This window comes from Citrobacter sp. Cc139 (assembly GCF_030334645.1).
In the GTDB taxonomy this organism is placed as follows: Bacteria; Pseudomonadota; Gammaproteobacteria; order Enterobacterales; family Enterobacteriaceae; genus Citrobacter; species Citrobacter werkmanii.
This window is the reverse complement of record NZ_JAOWDM010000090.1, coordinates 280,347-295,806: the sequence shown is the minus strand read 5'-3', so window position 1 is coordinate 295,806 and position 15,460 is coordinate 280,347. Positions and strand designations below refer to the sequence as shown.

Below are 15,460 nucleotides of genomic sequence, written 5' to 3'. Positions count from 1 at the left end.
AAAGTATGCTTGCCACTTCAGCGCTTTGGTTTCGCTATCAGGATGACCCGATCCTCAAAGGGCTAACGCTGGACTTTTCTACGCATGCCGTCACCGGGCTGGTAGGGGCCAATGGCTGCGGGAAATCCACGCTGTTTATGAATCTGAGCGGGTTATTGCGACCGCAGCAAGGCGCGGTGATGTGGCAGGGCAAACCGCTGGATTACAGCAAGCGCGGCCTGCTGGCGCTGCGCCAGCAGGTGGCAACCGTATTTCAGGATCCCGATCAGCAAATCTTTTATACCGATATCGACAGCGATATTGCGTTCAGTCTGCGCAACCTTGGGGTGGATGAAGCTGAAATCTCACGTCGGGTGGAAGATGCGCTCACGCTGGTTGATGCCCAGCATTTTCGCCATCAGCCTATTCAGTGTTTAAGCCACGGGCAAAAAAAACGCGTGGCGATTGCCGGTGCGCTGGTGTTGCAGGCGCAATATCTGCTACTGGATGAACCTACTGCAGGCCTTGACCCATCAGGCCGCACGCAGATGATTGAGATAATCAAACGCATCGTAGCGCAAGGAAACCACGTGGTTATCTCCAGCCATGATATCGATCTTATCTATGAGGTCAGCGATGCAGTTTACGTTTTACGCCGGGGCGAAGTGCTGACGCACGGCACGCCGGGTGAGGTTTTCGCCCGGACGGATCTTATTGAACAAGCTGGATTGACCCAGCCCTGGCTGGTGAAGCTGCATACTGAGCTGGGTTTCCCGCTGTGTAAAACAGAGGCTGAATTTTTTAGTCGTATGCGAGAGAACGCACTGAAGGAGGCGTCATGACGCAGGCAATAATGTTGCAGGGAACGGCATCTGATGTGGGTAAAAGCGTGTTGGTCGCCGGGCTGTGTCGAATTTTTTATCAGGACGGACTGCGTACCGCGCCGTTCAAATCGCAGAATATGGCGCTGAACTCGGGCATTACGCCAGAGGGTAAAGAGATGGGCCGCGCGCAAATTTTTCAGGCTGAGGCGGCCGGCATTACGCCGGATGTGCGTATGAATCCGGTGCTGCTTAAGCCGACCAGCGATCGTAAAGCGCAGGTTGTGCTGATGGGCAAAGTGGCGACCGATATGGATGCGGTGAGTTACCACGAGTATAAGCCGCGCCTGCGTGAGCAGATCCTGTCAGTATATAACAGCCTGGCGCAGGAGTTCGATGTGCTGGTGCTGGAAGGCGCGGGAAGCCCCGCTGAGATTAACCTGCGCGATCGCGATATCGTCAATATGGGCATGGCTGAGATGGCGCAATGCCCGGTCGTTCTGGTGGCCGATATCGATCGCGGCGGCGTGTTTGCCTCTATTTACGGCACGCTGGCGCTACTGCATGACCATGAACGGGCCAGGGTAAAAGGGGTGATAATTAATAAGTTTCGCGGTGATGTGGCGTTACTGTACTCCGGTATTGAGCAAATTGAAGCGCTGACCGGCGTTCCGGTGCTGGGCGTCATGCCATGGCTGGATGTTGATCTGGAAGATGAAGACGGCGTGGCGCTGCAAAAGGGCAAGTATCTGCGTACTGACAAACGCGACATCGACATTGCCGTTGTTCAACTTCCGCACATTTCTAATTTTACTGATTTCAATGCGCTTGCGGCACAACCGGATGTGCGCGTGCGCTATGTTCGCCAGCCTGAAGAACTGGCGGGGGCCGATCTGGTGATTCTGCCAGGCAGCAAAAACACGCTGGGCGATCTGGTGTGGCTGCGTGAAAGCGGAATGGCGCATGGCGTCGTGCAATTGCATCGTAATAACGTTCCGGTGGTGGGGATTTGCGGTGGCTACCAAATGCTCGGCGACACCATCATTGATGAGGTGGAATCAGGGCTCGGTACGCTGCCGGGTCTGGGCTTGCTTAATACGGTGACCCATTTTGCCCAGCATAAAACCACGACCCTGGTTGAGGGGAAAATGTCTTCTTCGCTGCCCGACTGGCTGGCGGGCGCGGCAGACTTATCCATTCGCGGTTATGAAATCCATATGGGCGAAACGGCATTATCCGAAGCATGCCAGTCGGTGATGACGCTGCGCAAAGAAGGCAGACATGTGGCTGACGGCGCGATAACACCGGATGGCCTGGCGTTCGGCACCTATCTTCACGGTCTGTTCGACAGCGATGAATTTACCCGTGCATTGGTGAATGGCCTGCGCGTACGCAAAGGATTAGCACCGCTGGATTCCACCTTCCATTACGCGCAATATAAATCGCAGCAGTTTGATCTGCTGGCGGATGCGATGCGGCAACACATCGATATTGAGAAAATTTATACCATCATGAAGCAACACCGGGAGCCCGTATGATGATTCTGGTTACGGGCGGCGCACGAAGCGGCAAGAGTCGACATGCGGAAGCGCTAATCGCTGATTCCCCAAACGTTCTGTATATCGCGACTTCGCAAATTTTTGATGAGGAGATGGCGGCGCGCATTCAGCATCATCGCGATGGACGCCCTGCGCACTGGCGTACTGCCGAGCGCTGGCAACATCTCGATGAACTGATTACGGCAACAAACGATCCTCAGGAAGCCATTTTGCTGGAGTGCATCACCACCATGGTGACCAATCTGCTGTTCGCTCTGGGCGGTGACAGCGACCCGGATAGCTGGGATTACGCGGCGATGGAGCAGTCCATCGAGGATGAGATCCGTTTGCTGATTGCTGCCTGTCACCGTTGCCCGGCAACGGTGGTCCTGGTGACTAACGAAGTCGGAATGGGGATCGTTCCGGAGAACCGTCTGGCCCGGCATTTTCGCGATATTGCCGGACGCGTGAACCAGAGACTGGCGACGGCAGCTGATGAGGTGTGGCTGGTGGTATCAGGAATTGGAGTCAAAATTAAATGAGTAAGTTGTTCTGGGCAATGCTTTCTTTTATCAGCCGCTTGCCCGTTCCTGCTCGCTGGTCGCAAGGACTGGATTTCGAGCACTATTCGCGCGGTATCGTGATGTTTCCCCTGATAGGCGTGGTGCTGGGCGGGCTGACGGGGCTGGTCTTTATGGCGCTGCAGCCCTGGTGTGGTACTCCACTGGCAGCCTTATTTGCCGTATTGACGCTGGCGTTGTTGACCGGTGGTTTTCATCTGGACGGTCTGGCGGATACCTGTGACGGTATTTTTTCTGCCCGTCGACGCGAACGGATGCTGGAAATCATGCGCGACAGTCGCCTGGGAACCCATGGCGGGCTGGCGTTAATTTTTGTTTTGCTGGCCAAAGTGCTGGTGGTGAGCGAACTGGCTTTACGTGGCACGCCAATGCTGGCGGCGCTGGCTGCGGCATGTGTCGCCGGGCGGGGTAGCGCTGTTTTGCTGATGTATCGACATCGCTACGCCCGCGAAGAAGGGCTGGGCAATGTCTTTATCGGCAAAGTTACCGGGCGTCAAACCTGCGTCACACTGGGGTTGGCGGCAATCCTGGCCGCCGTGCTGCTTCCGGGCATGCGCGGCGTAGCAGCGATGGCTGTCACGATGGTGGCGATTTTCATACTTGGGCAGTTATTAAAACGTACGTTGGGTGGGCAAACCGGCGATACGTTGGGCGCAGCCATTGAACTTGGCGAGTTGATATTCTTGCTGGCTCTGCTTTGAGTCAGCCAACATACTGGAACCCTTATGCAGACTTTAACCTCTTTACTCCACGCGATCCCTTCACCTGACAGTGCCGCGATGCTGCGTGCTCAGCAGCATATTGATGGCTTACTAAAGCCGCCGGGAAGTCTGGGTCGGCTCGAATCTCTTGCTGTGCAACTGGCTGGTATGCCTGGCCTGAAAGGTGTGCCGCATGTAAAGGACAAAGCGATGCTGGTGATGTGCGCCGATCATGGCGTCTGGGATGAAGGGGTTGCCGTTTCGCCTAAAGTGGTCACGGCTATTCAGGCCGCCAATATGACGCGTGGGACGACCGGCGTTTGCGTTCTGGCCGCTCAGGCTGGGGCAAAGGTGCATGTCATTGACGTGGGAATTGACGCGGAGCTTATCCCCGGCGTGGTGAATATGCGCGTCGCGCGCGGCTGCGGCAATATTGCCCAGGGCCCGGCAATGAGCCGTTCGCAGACAGAGGAACTGCTGCTGGAAGTTATTCGCTATACCCATGAACTGGCGAAAGAGGGCGTAACGCTGTTTGGCGTGGGTGAACTCGGTATGGCAAATACCACGCCCGCGGCGGCTATCGTCAGCGTGCTGACCGGCAGCGATGCCGAAGATGTGGTGGGCATCGGCGCTAACCTGCCGCTTTCCAGAGTAGGTAATAAAGTAGAGGTTGTGCGGCGAGCCATTGCCGTCAATCAACCGGATCGCAATGACGGTATCGATGTACTGGCAAAAGTGGGTGGATTTGATCTGGTTGGCATGGCGGGTGTGATGCTGGGCGCGGCCTCCTGTGGGCTGCCGGTCGTGCTGGATGGTTTTCTTTCATACTCTGCTGCGCTGGCGGCCTGCCAGCTAGCACCGCAGATTAAACCCTATCTGATCCCGTCACATTTCTCTGCTGAGAAGGGGGCCCGCACTGCGTTGGCGCATCTGGAGCTGGATCCGTATCTGAATATGGGGATGCGTTTAGGTGAAGGCAGCGGGGCCGCGCTGGCGATGCCGATTATTGAGGCAGCCTGCGCGATGTACCACAACATGGGGCAGTTAGCCGCCAGCAACATTGTGCTACCGGATGGTAAAGAAGCATAGTTACGTGCCCCCTGAACCTCGCCGCATGGCGAGGTTTATTTTTGCGCATTGAATTCGTAACCCACTAAAACAGATAATAAAAGCTATAATTACCGGATATCTGCTGCGGCAACGGAAAGGAAAAAGATGCGTCGTGTAAAACTGCTTTGTTCACTCATCATGCTGCTTGCGAGTCAGGTAGCACAAGCGGTGAGCTATCCGCTGCCGCCAGAAGGTAGTCGTCTGGTAGGTAGCCCGCTGACGATTACGGTCCCGCCCGGAAACACCCAGCCGCTGGAGGCATTTGCCGCGCAGTACGGGCAGGGGTTGAGCAATATGCTCGAGGCCAATCCCGGCGTAGACGTTTTTCTGCCTAAGTCTGGCTCAACGCTGGTCGTACCGCAGCAACTGATCTTGCCGGATACCGTGCGTGAAGGCATTGTTATCAACGTCGCCGAAATGCGTCTTTATTACTATCCTCCGGGCACAAACACGGTTGAAGTTTTGCCGATTGGCATTGGACAGGCGGGGAGAGAAACGCCGCGTAATTGGGTGACGGCGGTCGAGCGTAAGCAGGAAGCGCCGAGCTGGACGCCGACGCCGAATACCCGCCGCGAATATGCCGCACGTGGGGAAACCTTGCCGGCGTTTGTGCCTGCCGGACCAGATAACCCGATGGGCCTATATGCGATTTATATCGGCAGGCTTTATGCCATTCACGGCACTAATGCTAACTTTGGTATTGGTCTGCGGGTGAGCCAGGGCTGCATCCGTTTGCGTAATGACGATATTAAGTACTTGTTTGACACGGTGCCGGTTGGGACGCGTGTGCAACTGATTGACCGCCCGGTGAAATACAGCGAGGAACCAGACGGCAGTCGCTGGGTAGAAGTGCATGAGCCGCTGTCACGAAATCGTTCTGAGTACGAGTCTGACAGAAAGGTTCCCTTGCCGATCACTCCCGCTTTGCGCACATTTATCAGCGGGAGTGGCGTGGATGTGAACCGCGGGAATCAGGCCCTGGAAAGACGTTCCGGTATGCCGGTGAACATCAGCCAGGTTCAGCAGCATTTTTAATATTAAAGCGGCCCAGGTTTATCGTCAGATAAGGTGGGGCGCTTTTTTAATTTGATACTGCCCCATTTTTACCACGCCGATATGGTCTGCCATTAGCTGCGCTTCGTGTTCGCTGTGGGTAACCAGCAGTGCCGTTTGCCCGGCAGCGCGCAAAATATCCCGTACCTCGTTGCCAAGACGCTCGCGCGTGCGCTTATCAAGGCTGGAAAAGGGCTCATCCAGCAACAGGATTTCCGGATGCGGTGCCAGCGCACGCGCGAGCGCGATGCGCTGCTGCTGACCGCCGGAAAGTTCATGGGGATAGCGGTTGGCATGGCTATGTAATTCCACCATTTTTAACAGCTCCGCCACCCGGGCCTGCTGTTCTTCACGCGGCATACGGCGTAATCCAAAGGCGACATTTTGGTGCGCGGTCAGATGCGGAAATAACGCATATTCCTGAAAAACCATGCCGACATGACGCTTTTCAGGCGGGAGATGAACACCGGGAGCGGCAACACGATGCTGAGACACATAGATCTCTCCGCTTCGCAGTCGTTCAAACCCCGCAACGGCGCGTAGAACCGTGGTTTTTCCGCAGCCTGAAGCCCCTAACAGACAGGCGATTTCCCCTTTGCGTACCGACATTGAAAATCCATTCAGTACCGATTGCTGGTTGTTGCCATAGGCAACGTGCACATCCTGGAGGCGTAATGCAATTTCTGACATTGTTACTCTCTTAACCCCGGCGAGTCATTTGGTGACGCACCAATAAAATAACCGGTAGCGTGCCAGCTAAAACAATCATTAGCGCGGCGATAGCACCTTCTTCATAAGTTCCACGAGCGGCTTCCGCATACAGCAATGTTGCCAGCGTTTCGAAGTTAACCGGACGCAAAAGCAATGTTGTGGGTAGCTCTTTCATCGCGTCGGCAAAAACCAGCAGGGCGCTGCTTATCAGCGCCGGGCGCAGTAGAGGGAAATGAACCCGTGCAAACGTGCCCGCGCCATTCTCGCCCAACAGCCGGGAAGCCTGCTCCAGCGAAGGTGGAATGCGTCCCAGACCGGAATCCAGCGCGCCGATGGCAATCGCCTGGAAACGCATGGCGCAACAAATGACCAGCAGGATCCCGGCTGACATCAGCGGCAGGCCACGCACATCCAGCAAGTCAGCCAGCCAACGGTCAACCGCCATGGCGGGCGTTAAAAAACCAATCGCCAGGATTGTGCCGGGAACCGCGTAGCCTAAAGAGGCCAGGCGCATCACGCCACGGCGAAACCCCGGCATCGCGTTGTCTGCAGCGCTATGGCGTGCGCTCCAGGCTACCAACATACTGACGCAAACCACCACCAGCGTGGTTCCCGCCGCGAGCAAGAGCGTATTTTGTAATGCTGACAGTAACGAGGGGGAGAGAAGATTGTCATCGCCGATACGTTTGGCGCTTTCCCACATTAAAAACAGCACCGGGGCCAGAAAACCCAGCACAACCGGCAGAGAAATAACGGCACCAAGCAGCCAGCCGCGCCAACCCTGCACGCGCGTGGGTTGAATTTCCCGCAGACTGCGGCTGCTGAACCCCTGTTTTCTGCGGCCATAAAATTCCAGCGTCAGAATAAAGAAGATAAACATCAGCATCATGCAGGCGATTTGCGCCGCTGAAGATAAATCGGAGCGCGAGATCCACGTGGTGTACACGGTAACAGTTAACGTCTGCACCCCAAGGAATTCCGACGCGCCGATGTCGTTAAGCGTTTCCAGCAATGCCAGACTGATGCCAACGGCCAGGGCCGGACGTGCCATGGGGAGGGCAACGCGAAAAAAAGTTCCGGTCGCGCTGCATCCCAGCGTACGTGCGGCTTCCAGTAAATGAGCCGGCTGGCTGATAAACATGGCGCGGGTGGTCAGGTACACGTAAGGATAAAGTACTAAGCCGAGCAGAATTATTGCACCGGAAAGAGAGCGTAAATCTGGCAAGCGGAACTGTCGTGGGCTGTCAAAGCCCAGTAAGAAACGAATAAAGGTTTGCAGGGGACCAATCGGATGCAGCAGATCGAGCCAGGCAAAGGCGACGATGTAGGTCGGCATCGCCAGCGGCAACAGTAGCGCCCAACTGAGAATTTTGCGTCCAGGAAAATCCCATGCCGTCACCGCCCATGCGCTACCTACGCCAATGACGCCGACCATCACGGCGACACCCGCTAACAACAGTACGGTATTTTTTAACGCGGCGGGCAACACCCACGTCAGGAGATTATCCCAGTGAGATAAATCGGCCTGGGTAGCCTGCCAGATCAGCGCAATGACGGGGGTCAGGACGCCAAGCGCCACGCACAGCGCGCCAAGATGCAACGGCGTTAATAATGACTGCGGCCCGGAAACCAGGCCGCGTAACGCTGGAAACTGCAAAGGTTTATTGATCGAATCCAACTTTATCTACCAGCAGGCTAGCTTGTTTACGATACTTCACGATTTCAGTTAACGGTGTCTTATCGACATCAATTTCACCGATGGTTGCGCTGATAACCGGATCAAGCGTTACGCCTTTCAGTACCGGATATTCAAAGTTCGCTTTCGCATACTGCTGCTGGGCAGGCGCGGAAACCAGATACTCCATCAGCTTAACGGCATCGGCTTTATTTGGCGCATAGCGGGCAACGGCAGCGCCGCTGATATTGACGTGCGTGCCGCCATTCTCAAAGGTTGGTTTTACGACTTTGATGGCATCGCCCCATTGGCGAGCATCGCTGCCTTCTTTGGCATTTTTCATATGGCCGACGTAATAGGAGTTAGCCAGACCGATATCACAAATTCCACCGAGGATATCGCGGGCAACGTCGCGGTCGCCGCCGGTGGCTTTACGGGCCAGGTTAGCCTTCACGCCGCGCAGCCAGTCTTCGGTTTTAGCTTCACCGTGATGGGCAATCATCGCAGCGATCAGCGCCGTGTTATACGGATGCTGCCCGGAGCGGATACAGACTTTACCTTTATACTCCGGGCTGGCGAGTTGTTCGTAATGCCAGTTATCAATGGGCATTGATTTTTCGGCATACAGCACACGAGCGCGCATAGAAAGTGCAAACCACTGATTATCCGCACCGCGCAGGTTGGCTGGAATCGCGGTTTTCAACGCTTCTGACTCTACCGGTTGGGTCACTCCGGCTTCCACGAGATCGAGGAGATTGCCTGCATCAACGGTCATCAGCAGGTCGGCAGGGGAGTTTTTGCCTTCCGCTTTAACGCGCTCAAGCATGCCATCCTTGATATAAACCGTACTGACTTTGATGCCGCTGGTTTTTGTCCAGCTATCAAGTAACGGCTGAATCAGACCTGGTTCACGGGTGGTGTAAAGCGTTAATGTTTCCTGGGCGAAAGCCGGCAGGCTAACAGCGAAGACCAGGGCAGAGGCAAGCGTGATACGGCGCAGTCCGGTGCGAGGCAGAGCATTCATCGTTTATATCCCAGAGTAATTGGAACGTACAGTGAACCGAGCAGGGCTCGTTCTTTTGGCTCGCGTACAATAAATGATAATCACTAGCAGTTACAATAATTGCAAAGTTTAAACGATTTACATTTACATAACTTTAATCAATGGTGTGATGCGACATGAAATAGGGGCGGTACAACAGGCAGAACGCTTATGCAGGATGCTTTTATGTAAGCCTGAAAAGCAAAAAGCCCGCTCAAGTTTCCTTAAGCAGGCTTCTTAAATTTGGCTCCTCTGACTGGACTCGAACCAGTGACATACGGATTAACAGTCCGCCGTTCTACCGACTGAACTACAGAGGAATCGTGTGAACGAGGCGCATATTACTGACCTCACCCTGAGGTGTCAACAGTAAAATTAGCGCGTCATTTCAATTGGTTAATTAATCTTCAAATTCAGTGTTAATGCACATTTGATGAGCGATAATGGTCATCTTCGGGGTTATCACGTAACCGTTGCATTGGGTTTTGGCGGTAAAACAGGATGAAACGCTGCCATAAAGCCGGGAATCGTGGAGCAAATAATTCAGGTGCGCTGAAAAAATACTCGGATAATACGGCAAAGCATTCGGCCGGATCGGTTGCAGCGTAGGCATCTATACTGCATGCGGTTTCCCCTACCAGATCGATTTCATCCTGAATATTGTTCATTGCGGCATGCAGGTCGTGCTCCCAGCCGGCAATGTCTCGCAGAGGAATCGCCGGAATTCCGCTGGCGCGATCGCCATTACGCATATCCAGCTTATGCGCGACTTCATGAATGATCAGATTAAAGCCTGAGGCATCAAAGGAATCCTGAATATCAAGCCAGTTGAGAATTATCGGACCTTGCTGCCAGCTCTGCCCGGACTGAACGACACGTTGATTGTGTACCAGACCAATTTCGTCTTCCCATTCGTCGTCGACAACAAATGGGGCAGGGTAGATGAGAACTTCATGAAACCCATCGAGCCACTCGATCCCCAATTCCAGAACAGGTAAACAAAAGAGCAGAGCAATGCGTGCACTTTTTAGCGGGTCCAGCTCAAACCCCTGAAGTGCTACCAATCTTTTTTGCTGTAAAAAACGCTCGGCCAGGGCGATAAGTCTGGCTTGTTCTTGCTCGGTGAGATTCACCAGAAGCGGAATAGCCAGGGCGTTATCCCAGGGCCAGTCGTCATTTCGGGCTGTTTCTTGCTCTTTCCAGGGCCACTTAATCATCGTTTTGCTCGCAAACTCGTCACTTGAACGAAATTGACGGAACTGGGTCTGTTAAAATGCCAAATTACCTGGCATCATGGCAACCACCAAAACGGAGAGATGCCAGAGCGGCTGAATGGACCGGTCTCGAAAACCGGAGTAGGGGCAACTCTACCGGGGGTTCAAATCCCCCTCTCTCCGCCACTATTCAAACACTTAGCTCAATTCCTTTCAACGACTCATGTCACACTTGGTATAGTGTCGGTATATTCGCTTAGTATAAAGCTCGCCATCATCATCTTCTGATTTGCCCAATACTGGAAGATCCTATGTGGGAGAAATTCTCACTTTTCTGTCATAAACCACAACTTGGCTTTCAGTTTTGTGACCTGAGAAGAGTTGTTTGTCCTTACTCGAGCCTTCTTACTCTGATAGTTGGCGTAGCCAGAACGCCATCAAATCTGACTGTCTTCTTTGAGCTGTGAGTTCAATGGGGCATCCTTAATCAATGTGGCAGTTCAACTTAAGTGTGTATGCTAACTTTGGATTAAGATGCTTATCCAACAGATGATTTAAGATAGCCTCTCAGGCTTAAGATGGATTTATCAACATGACCAGAACAGAAAGGCTTCTCGAATTACTACAGATATTAAGGGCGCAAAGATATCCGATCACTGCATCCACTCTCTCTGAAAGATTGGGAATAAGTGTGCGCTCCATTTACAGAGATATAAAAACGCTACAGCATCAAGGCGTGTGCATTGAGGGTGGTGCTGGAATTGGTTATATCGTTAAGTCTGATTTCCATTTACCACCCTTAAATCTTTCTCATGAAGAAATTAATGCTATTACACTTGGGTTAAATTGGGTATCTCATAATACGGATTATGACTTCAAAAATATCGCAAGGACTGCACTTGCCAAAATACACGCTGTCATTCCCGGTGAATTACAAAATCTTATTGAGAGTCAGTCCTATCTGATTGGTCCTTCAGAAAACAATGAGATCTTTTTTGCAGGTATTCGCAATGCTATTAAAAAGCGACACAGAATCAAAATAAAGTATTGTGACAAGAAAGAGACTTACTCTTCTCGGGTTATATGGCCTATCGGATTGGTATATATGGAGTCGTGCTGGCTTTTGGTTGCATGGTGTGAGATGAGAAATGATTTTCGTCATTTTAGAACTGACAAAATTGAAGAGCTGATACAGCTGGATTCCCTATATAGTGAAAGCAGGACAGTTTTATTGAAAAAATGGAGAATAAAAGAAGGAATTTGTGAGGAGAAAGAGTACTGACAAAAACTGTCATAGCTAATTTGTATACTAACCCTGATGAAAGACTCAATTCTACTTCATAGGGGGAGTTATGAATTTCCAGAATAAAGTTGCTGTAATAACAGGAAGTACTGCAGGTATAGGTGAGGCAGTCGCCGAGCAATTACACAAACATGGCGCGAAGGTTGTTATTGTATCCCGCTCGTCAGAGCAGGCTAAACAAAAAGCGAAACGATTATCTTCACTGGGACAACAAGCGTTGGGGATCGGATGTGATGTGTCACAGCCTGAACAAGTACGGCAAATGATAGATGAGGTTATCAAATATTTCGGCAGACTCGATTATGCCGTAAATAACGCAGGCTTAACGGGTGAACATGGTAAAAACATAACAGAGCAGACAGTTGAAAACTGGGATAAGGTTATTGCCACCTCATTGAGCGGTGTTTTTTACTGCCTAAAATATGAAATACCTGAGATGATGAAATTTGGTGGCTCTATAGTTAATTTATCTGCAGTCAATGGTCTGGTTGGCATTCCTGGATTAGCGCCTTACACCGTGGCTAAACATGGTATAATCGGTTTAACCCAAACCGCTGCGCTAGAGTTTGCAAGTCAAGACATTCGGATTAATGCTGTCGCTCCCGGCTATGTCCAAACCCCACGAATGAGTGAATTCCCTGAAAATATCGTACGTAGTTTTGCAAACAGTCACCCCATGAAAAGGATGGCAAAAATGCAAGAAATAGCAGACTTTATATTGTTTTTGCTGTCAGATAATTCGGCGTTCTGCACTGGAGGGGTTTATCCAATCGATGGTGGTTATTTAGCCGAGTAAAATACCCCACAGGACCTGTTAAACACTAAGAATTGCCTTGCCAAAGTGGTAGGCTCACTGGGAGCGTTAGAATATAATTAACGCTTCCGTTGCAGCGCAAGTGATAAAAATATTTCCAGTATGGTTTAACGTGAGCATGGATGCAACTGAGTTGAAGACCTGGACGTAATGTATCGTTCAGTATTATGTGATCGTATTCATTTCAGCAAGCAACCAGCATTTAAAGCTTTCCAGCGCAGCCTCGTTTATTCCCGTTTCCGTCGGTTGTACTAAACAAAACCTTTTGTTCAGCGTGTCTGAAGCTGGCCAGGGCGAAGCAAGCAGGCCACAGCTCAATTCATTCTCGACATACATGCGTGGTACCAATGCTACCCCTTGTCCCGCCATAACGGCAGCGATGGCCATTTCATGAAGATCGTAGCGTACTCCCTGAGCCGGATTCTCAAGAAATATCCCGCTTTCTCGGGCATAGTGATGCCATGCTTCAGGGTTTTGTCGACGGTGTATCCGCGGCAGTTCGTTCAACTGTTGCGTGACGTCATGACTGGTTAGCAGCCCAGGATGACAAACAGGCACCAGATTTTCCTGAAACAGAAATTGCGTACGCATTCCTGCCCATGCGGAATGTTCAAAATGAATGACAGCGTCAAATCCACTTCCTGACAAAATGAAAGGATCCGTTCTGGCCGCAATATTTAACGTTATATCCGGGAATAAAGAGGTAAAACCGTTCAGGCGAGGAATAAGCCAACGGCTGGAAAAGGTTGGCAGGACGGCGATATCCAGACTCTTACTCCCCTCTGGCATGCCCATTATGTACTGCGTATCTCTTTCAAGCCTGTCGAGCGTTTCACGGACGTGATGTGCATAGCGCGCGCCGACAGGATTGAGCTTTACCCTGCTTCCCACACGATCGAACAATTTACAGTTCAGCAAAGCTTCAAGTCGCGCAATCTGACGGCTAATGGCCCCTTCCGTTAACGATAATTCCTCTGCAGCGCGGGCAAAATTACCGTGCCTTGCAGCGGCATCAAAAGCCTGAAGGGACGTACTACTGGGTATTTTTCTGCGCATGAAATTTGTTCCTTGCTCTGAGCCTGTAGCCTGCAATTAGTGACTAAACATCACTAACCCGTGACTTATTATCGATTTTAAGCCGTATAACTAGCTTGTAGCATGATGAAAAATCATTGAGCAACTGTTTTGCTTGCGTTTATGACTCATGTGGAGATGAACTGATGTGGTATACCGTGGAATGTACGTATAACGATTCTGAAAGCGAGGCAGAATGGAATGCCTAATCTGACCTTTTATCTTTCTGAAAACCACTCTGACAAGTTCAAAACCTTAACAATTTTATCCATAAATGCCGTGCCCTCTGCTCGAACGCAGGAGGTGATGGAAAACTTTATTCGTGAACTGGATTTCGCCATCCAACAGGCATCTGGCCTGACAACACATATTTGCCCGCAACTAATCCCGAGGTACTGATGAGCCATTTCTTTCCGTTTCGGCAGATTGGAGATTTTCAGATTACGGCGCTGAGTGACGGTACAATGTCAGCCAGCCTGGATTTACTGTCAGGCATTGAAAAAGCTGATGCGGACGTCATTCAAAATGACGCCGGGCTCGATGAGCCTGCCGATATCCATATAAACTGCTACCTTATCCGCGGTCGGGGTCGGGTCATTTTGGTCGACGCTGGCGCAGGGCCGCTGAGCAACAAAGGAGGGCAACTCAACATAAACCTTGCAGCAGTGGGGATCAGTCCTGACGAGGTCGATACTGTGTTATTGACGCACTGCCATCCGGACCATATTGGCGGTCTGCTGGATCCTGAAAAACGGCCAGTTTTTCAGCGCGCTCAAATTATGCTTCATCCTCTTGAAGCGCAACATTGGCTGGATGATAAAAAACTCAGCATGGCGAATGAGCGCGGGCAACGTAATTTTGGGCTGGTCCGCCAAACGTTACACGCTTATGCGCGAAACCTGCGTTTTTTCGACGGGGATAACATTGCAGAAGGTATTCTCCCAGTATGGTTACCGGGTCATACGCCCGGGCATACAGGATTTCGCATTGATGCAGATGATAAATGCTTATTAATATGGGGCGACATCGTCCACTACCCTCATATTCAGTCAGCGCACCCGAATGTCTCTATTTTATTCGATACCGATCCCGCTCAGGCCGAGGAAACAAGGAAGAAAATTATGGAAAAAGCTGTCAGCAAAAAAATGCTCATTGCAGGTATGCATTTAGGCCAGGCGGGGTTTGCCAGCATTTTCAGAGAGGGGAGTGGATACCGCCTTTCTTACTCTGAGAATTGAACGGATATGCCCGACAGGCTTGTAATTGATTAGTGCTGTTCAACGTCATTATTGTCCAGAGTGGACCGTCAGATTAGGTTTGGTTCTGCGCCGTGAGAGCGACAGTTCAGGTCCCTCAATATTGCCACACCCTGCGTAGCTGTAAAAACAAATGGTGGAAATGATAACTATTTCTATTTAACATTATTTATTTGCGAGTGGATAACACTATGAATAACAAGCTGTTGGGTGTGGCCATTATTGCTGTTTTGTCGGCAGGTTTAGCTTTTAGTTCTCATGCAAGTGAAACAATAAGCAAAACTTGGGTAAGGACGTTGGTGGATGAAAATAACAAATTCAAAGTAGTATATGATATTGATGATAAAGGAAAAGTTATAAATATCAGATTTCCTGATGGCGTCGTTGATGCTGATACTAAGCAAAAACTTACCCGGGAAATGGAAAACTGGGTATTCGAATCTGGCAGTCCACAGACCGATGTCAGCTCTGTAGTGACTTTAACATCAACCCCAACGTCCGCGCACAGCAGACCTCGCGGCGCTTCAGACGGTCTTTTTGTACTAAGTTGAAGGAGTTTTGGCTGTGTTCAAACTCACCTGACCCTTT

Annotated in this window: 15 protein-coding genes, 2 tRNA genes and 1 pseudogene; 11 read left to right on the top strand and 7 right to left on the bottom strand. The window is 51.3% G+C overall.

The window, feature by feature from the left end:
- Positions 1-5 precede the first annotated feature (5 nt).
- From OGV69_RS17800 to ldtA, 6 genes are all read left to right on the top strand, one after another.
- A complete protein-coding gene (locus tag OGV69_RS17800; protein WP_038641638.1) occupies positions 6-821 on the top strand; it encodes an energy-coupling factor ABC transporter ATP-binding protein in 816 nt (271 codons plus the stop codon).
- Positions 818-2,338, top strand: a complete 1,521-nt coding sequence (locus OGV69_RS17795) for a cobyric acid synthase (protein ID WP_069323547.1) — start codon at positions 818-820, stop codon at positions 2,336-2,338. Before OGV69_RS17800 ends, OGV69_RS17795 begins: the two co-directional genes overlap by 4 nt.
- On the top strand, positions 2,335-2,880 hold the full coding sequence (gene cobU, locus OGV69_RS17790; protein WP_069323548.1) for a bifunctional adenosylcobinamide kinase/adenosylcobinamide-phosphate guanylyltransferase: 546 nt from the start codon (positions 2,335-2,337) through the stop codon (positions 2,878-2,880). The genes OGV69_RS17795 and cobU overlap by 4 nt, the downstream gene beginning before the upstream one ends.
- Positions 2,877-3,620, top strand: coding sequence for an adenosylcobinamide-GDP ribazoletransferase (cobS, locus tag OGV69_RS17785; protein WP_038641631.1), 744 nt, complete (start codon positions 2,877-2,879; stop codon positions 3,618-3,620). Before cobU ends, cobS begins: the two co-directional genes overlap by 4 nt.
- 24 nt (positions 3,621-3,644) lie before the next feature.
- Complete coding sequence (gene cobT, locus OGV69_RS17780) at positions 3,645-4,709, top strand: nicotinate-nucleotide--dimethylbenzimidazole phosphoribosyltransferase (RefSeq protein ID WP_038641629.1); 1,065 nt, start codon at positions 3,645-3,647, stop codon at positions 4,707-4,709.
- Positions 4,710-4,835: 126 nt separating this feature from the next.
- Complete coding sequence (gene ldtA, locus OGV69_RS17775; RefSeq protein ID WP_227409060.1) at positions 4,836-5,765, top strand: L,D-transpeptidase; 930 nt, start codon at positions 4,836-4,838, stop codon at positions 5,763-5,765.
- A gap of 24 nt (positions 5,766-5,789) precedes the next feature.
- On the opposite strand, the gene OGV69_RS17770 is transcribed toward ldtA, so the two are convergent.
- The 5 genes from OGV69_RS17770 to mtfA all read right to left on the bottom strand — a co-directional run bounded on the left by OGV69_RS17770 (position 5,790) and on the right by mtfA (position 10,428).
- A complete protein-coding gene (locus OGV69_RS17770) occupies positions 5,790-6,473 on the bottom strand; it encodes an ABC transporter ATP-binding protein (protein WP_069323550.1) in 684 nt (227 codons plus the stop codon).
- A gap of 10 nt (positions 6,474-6,483) precedes the next feature.
- Positions 6,484-8,172, bottom strand: a complete 1,689-nt coding sequence (locus OGV69_RS17765; RefSeq protein ID WP_069323551.1) for an ABC transporter permease — start codon at positions 8,170-8,172, stop codon at positions 6,484-6,486.
- Positions 8,156-9,193: an extracellular solute-binding protein gene (locus tag OGV69_RS17760; protein WP_038641620.1), complete on the bottom strand. Its 1,038-nt coding sequence runs from the start codon at positions 9,191-9,193 to the stop codon at positions 8,156-8,158. Before OGV69_RS17760 ends, OGV69_RS17765 begins: the two co-directional genes overlap by 17 nt.
- A 262-nt stretch (positions 9,194-9,455) precedes the next feature.
- Positions 9,456-9,531: transfer RNA gene (locus tag OGV69_RS17755), tRNA-Asn, on the bottom strand.
- Positions 9,532-9,630: 99 nt separating this feature from the next.
- Entirely contained in the window at positions 9,631-10,428 is a 798-nt protein-coding gene (mtfA, locus tag OGV69_RS17750) for a DgsA anti-repressor MtfA (protein WP_038641617.1), read from the bottom strand.
- A 93-nt stretch (positions 10,429-10,521) separates the two neighbouring features.
- Here mtfA and OGV69_RS17745 point away from each other — a divergent pair.
- A tRNA-Ser gene (locus tag OGV69_RS17745) sits at positions 10,522-10,611 on the top strand.
- Positions 10,612-10,638: 27 nt separating this feature from the next.
- Here the strand turns inward: OGV69_RS17745 and OGV69_RS25385 are convergent.
- A pseudogene (locus OGV69_RS25385) lies at positions 10,639-10,830 on the bottom strand (hypothetical protein); the annotation flags it as partial.
- A 187-nt stretch (positions 10,831-11,017) separates the two neighbouring features.
- On the opposite strand from OGV69_RS25385, the gene OGV69_RS17735 reads away from it, so the two are divergent.
- Together OGV69_RS17735 and OGV69_RS17730 are read left to right on the top strand one after the other, a co-directional pair.
- Positions 11,018-11,707, top strand: a complete 690-nt coding sequence (locus OGV69_RS17735; protein ID WP_069323552.1) for a helix-turn-helix transcriptional regulator — start codon at positions 11,018-11,020, stop codon at positions 11,705-11,707.
- A gap of 70 nt (positions 11,708-11,777) precedes the next feature.
- Positions 11,778-12,524: an SDR family NAD(P)-dependent oxidoreductase gene (locus OGV69_RS17730; protein ID WP_069323553.1), complete on the top strand. Its 747-nt coding sequence runs from the start codon at positions 11,778-11,780 to the stop codon at positions 12,522-12,524.
- A 183-nt stretch (positions 12,525-12,707) separates the two neighbouring features.
- On the opposite strand, the gene OGV69_RS17725 is transcribed toward OGV69_RS17730, so the two are convergent.
- Positions 12,708-13,598, bottom strand: coding sequence for a LysR substrate-binding domain-containing protein (locus tag OGV69_RS17725; protein ID WP_069323554.1), 891 nt, complete (start codon positions 13,596-13,598; stop codon positions 12,708-12,710).
- Positions 13,599-14,014: 416 nt separating this feature from the next.
- Between OGV69_RS17725 and OGV69_RS17720 the strand changes: the two genes are divergently transcribed.
- Both OGV69_RS17720 and OGV69_RS17715 read left to right on the top strand, forming a co-directional pair.
- On the top strand, positions 14,015-14,854 hold the full coding sequence (locus OGV69_RS17720) for an MBL fold metallo-hydrolase (protein ID WP_069323556.1): 840 nt from the start codon (positions 14,015-14,017) through the stop codon (positions 14,852-14,854).
- Between the two features lie 209 nt (positions 14,855-15,063).
- A complete protein-coding gene (locus tag OGV69_RS17715) occupies positions 15,064-15,423 on the top strand; it encodes a hypothetical protein (RefSeq protein WP_069323557.1) in 360 nt (119 codons plus the stop codon).
- Positions 15,424-15,460 lie beyond the last annotated feature (37 nt).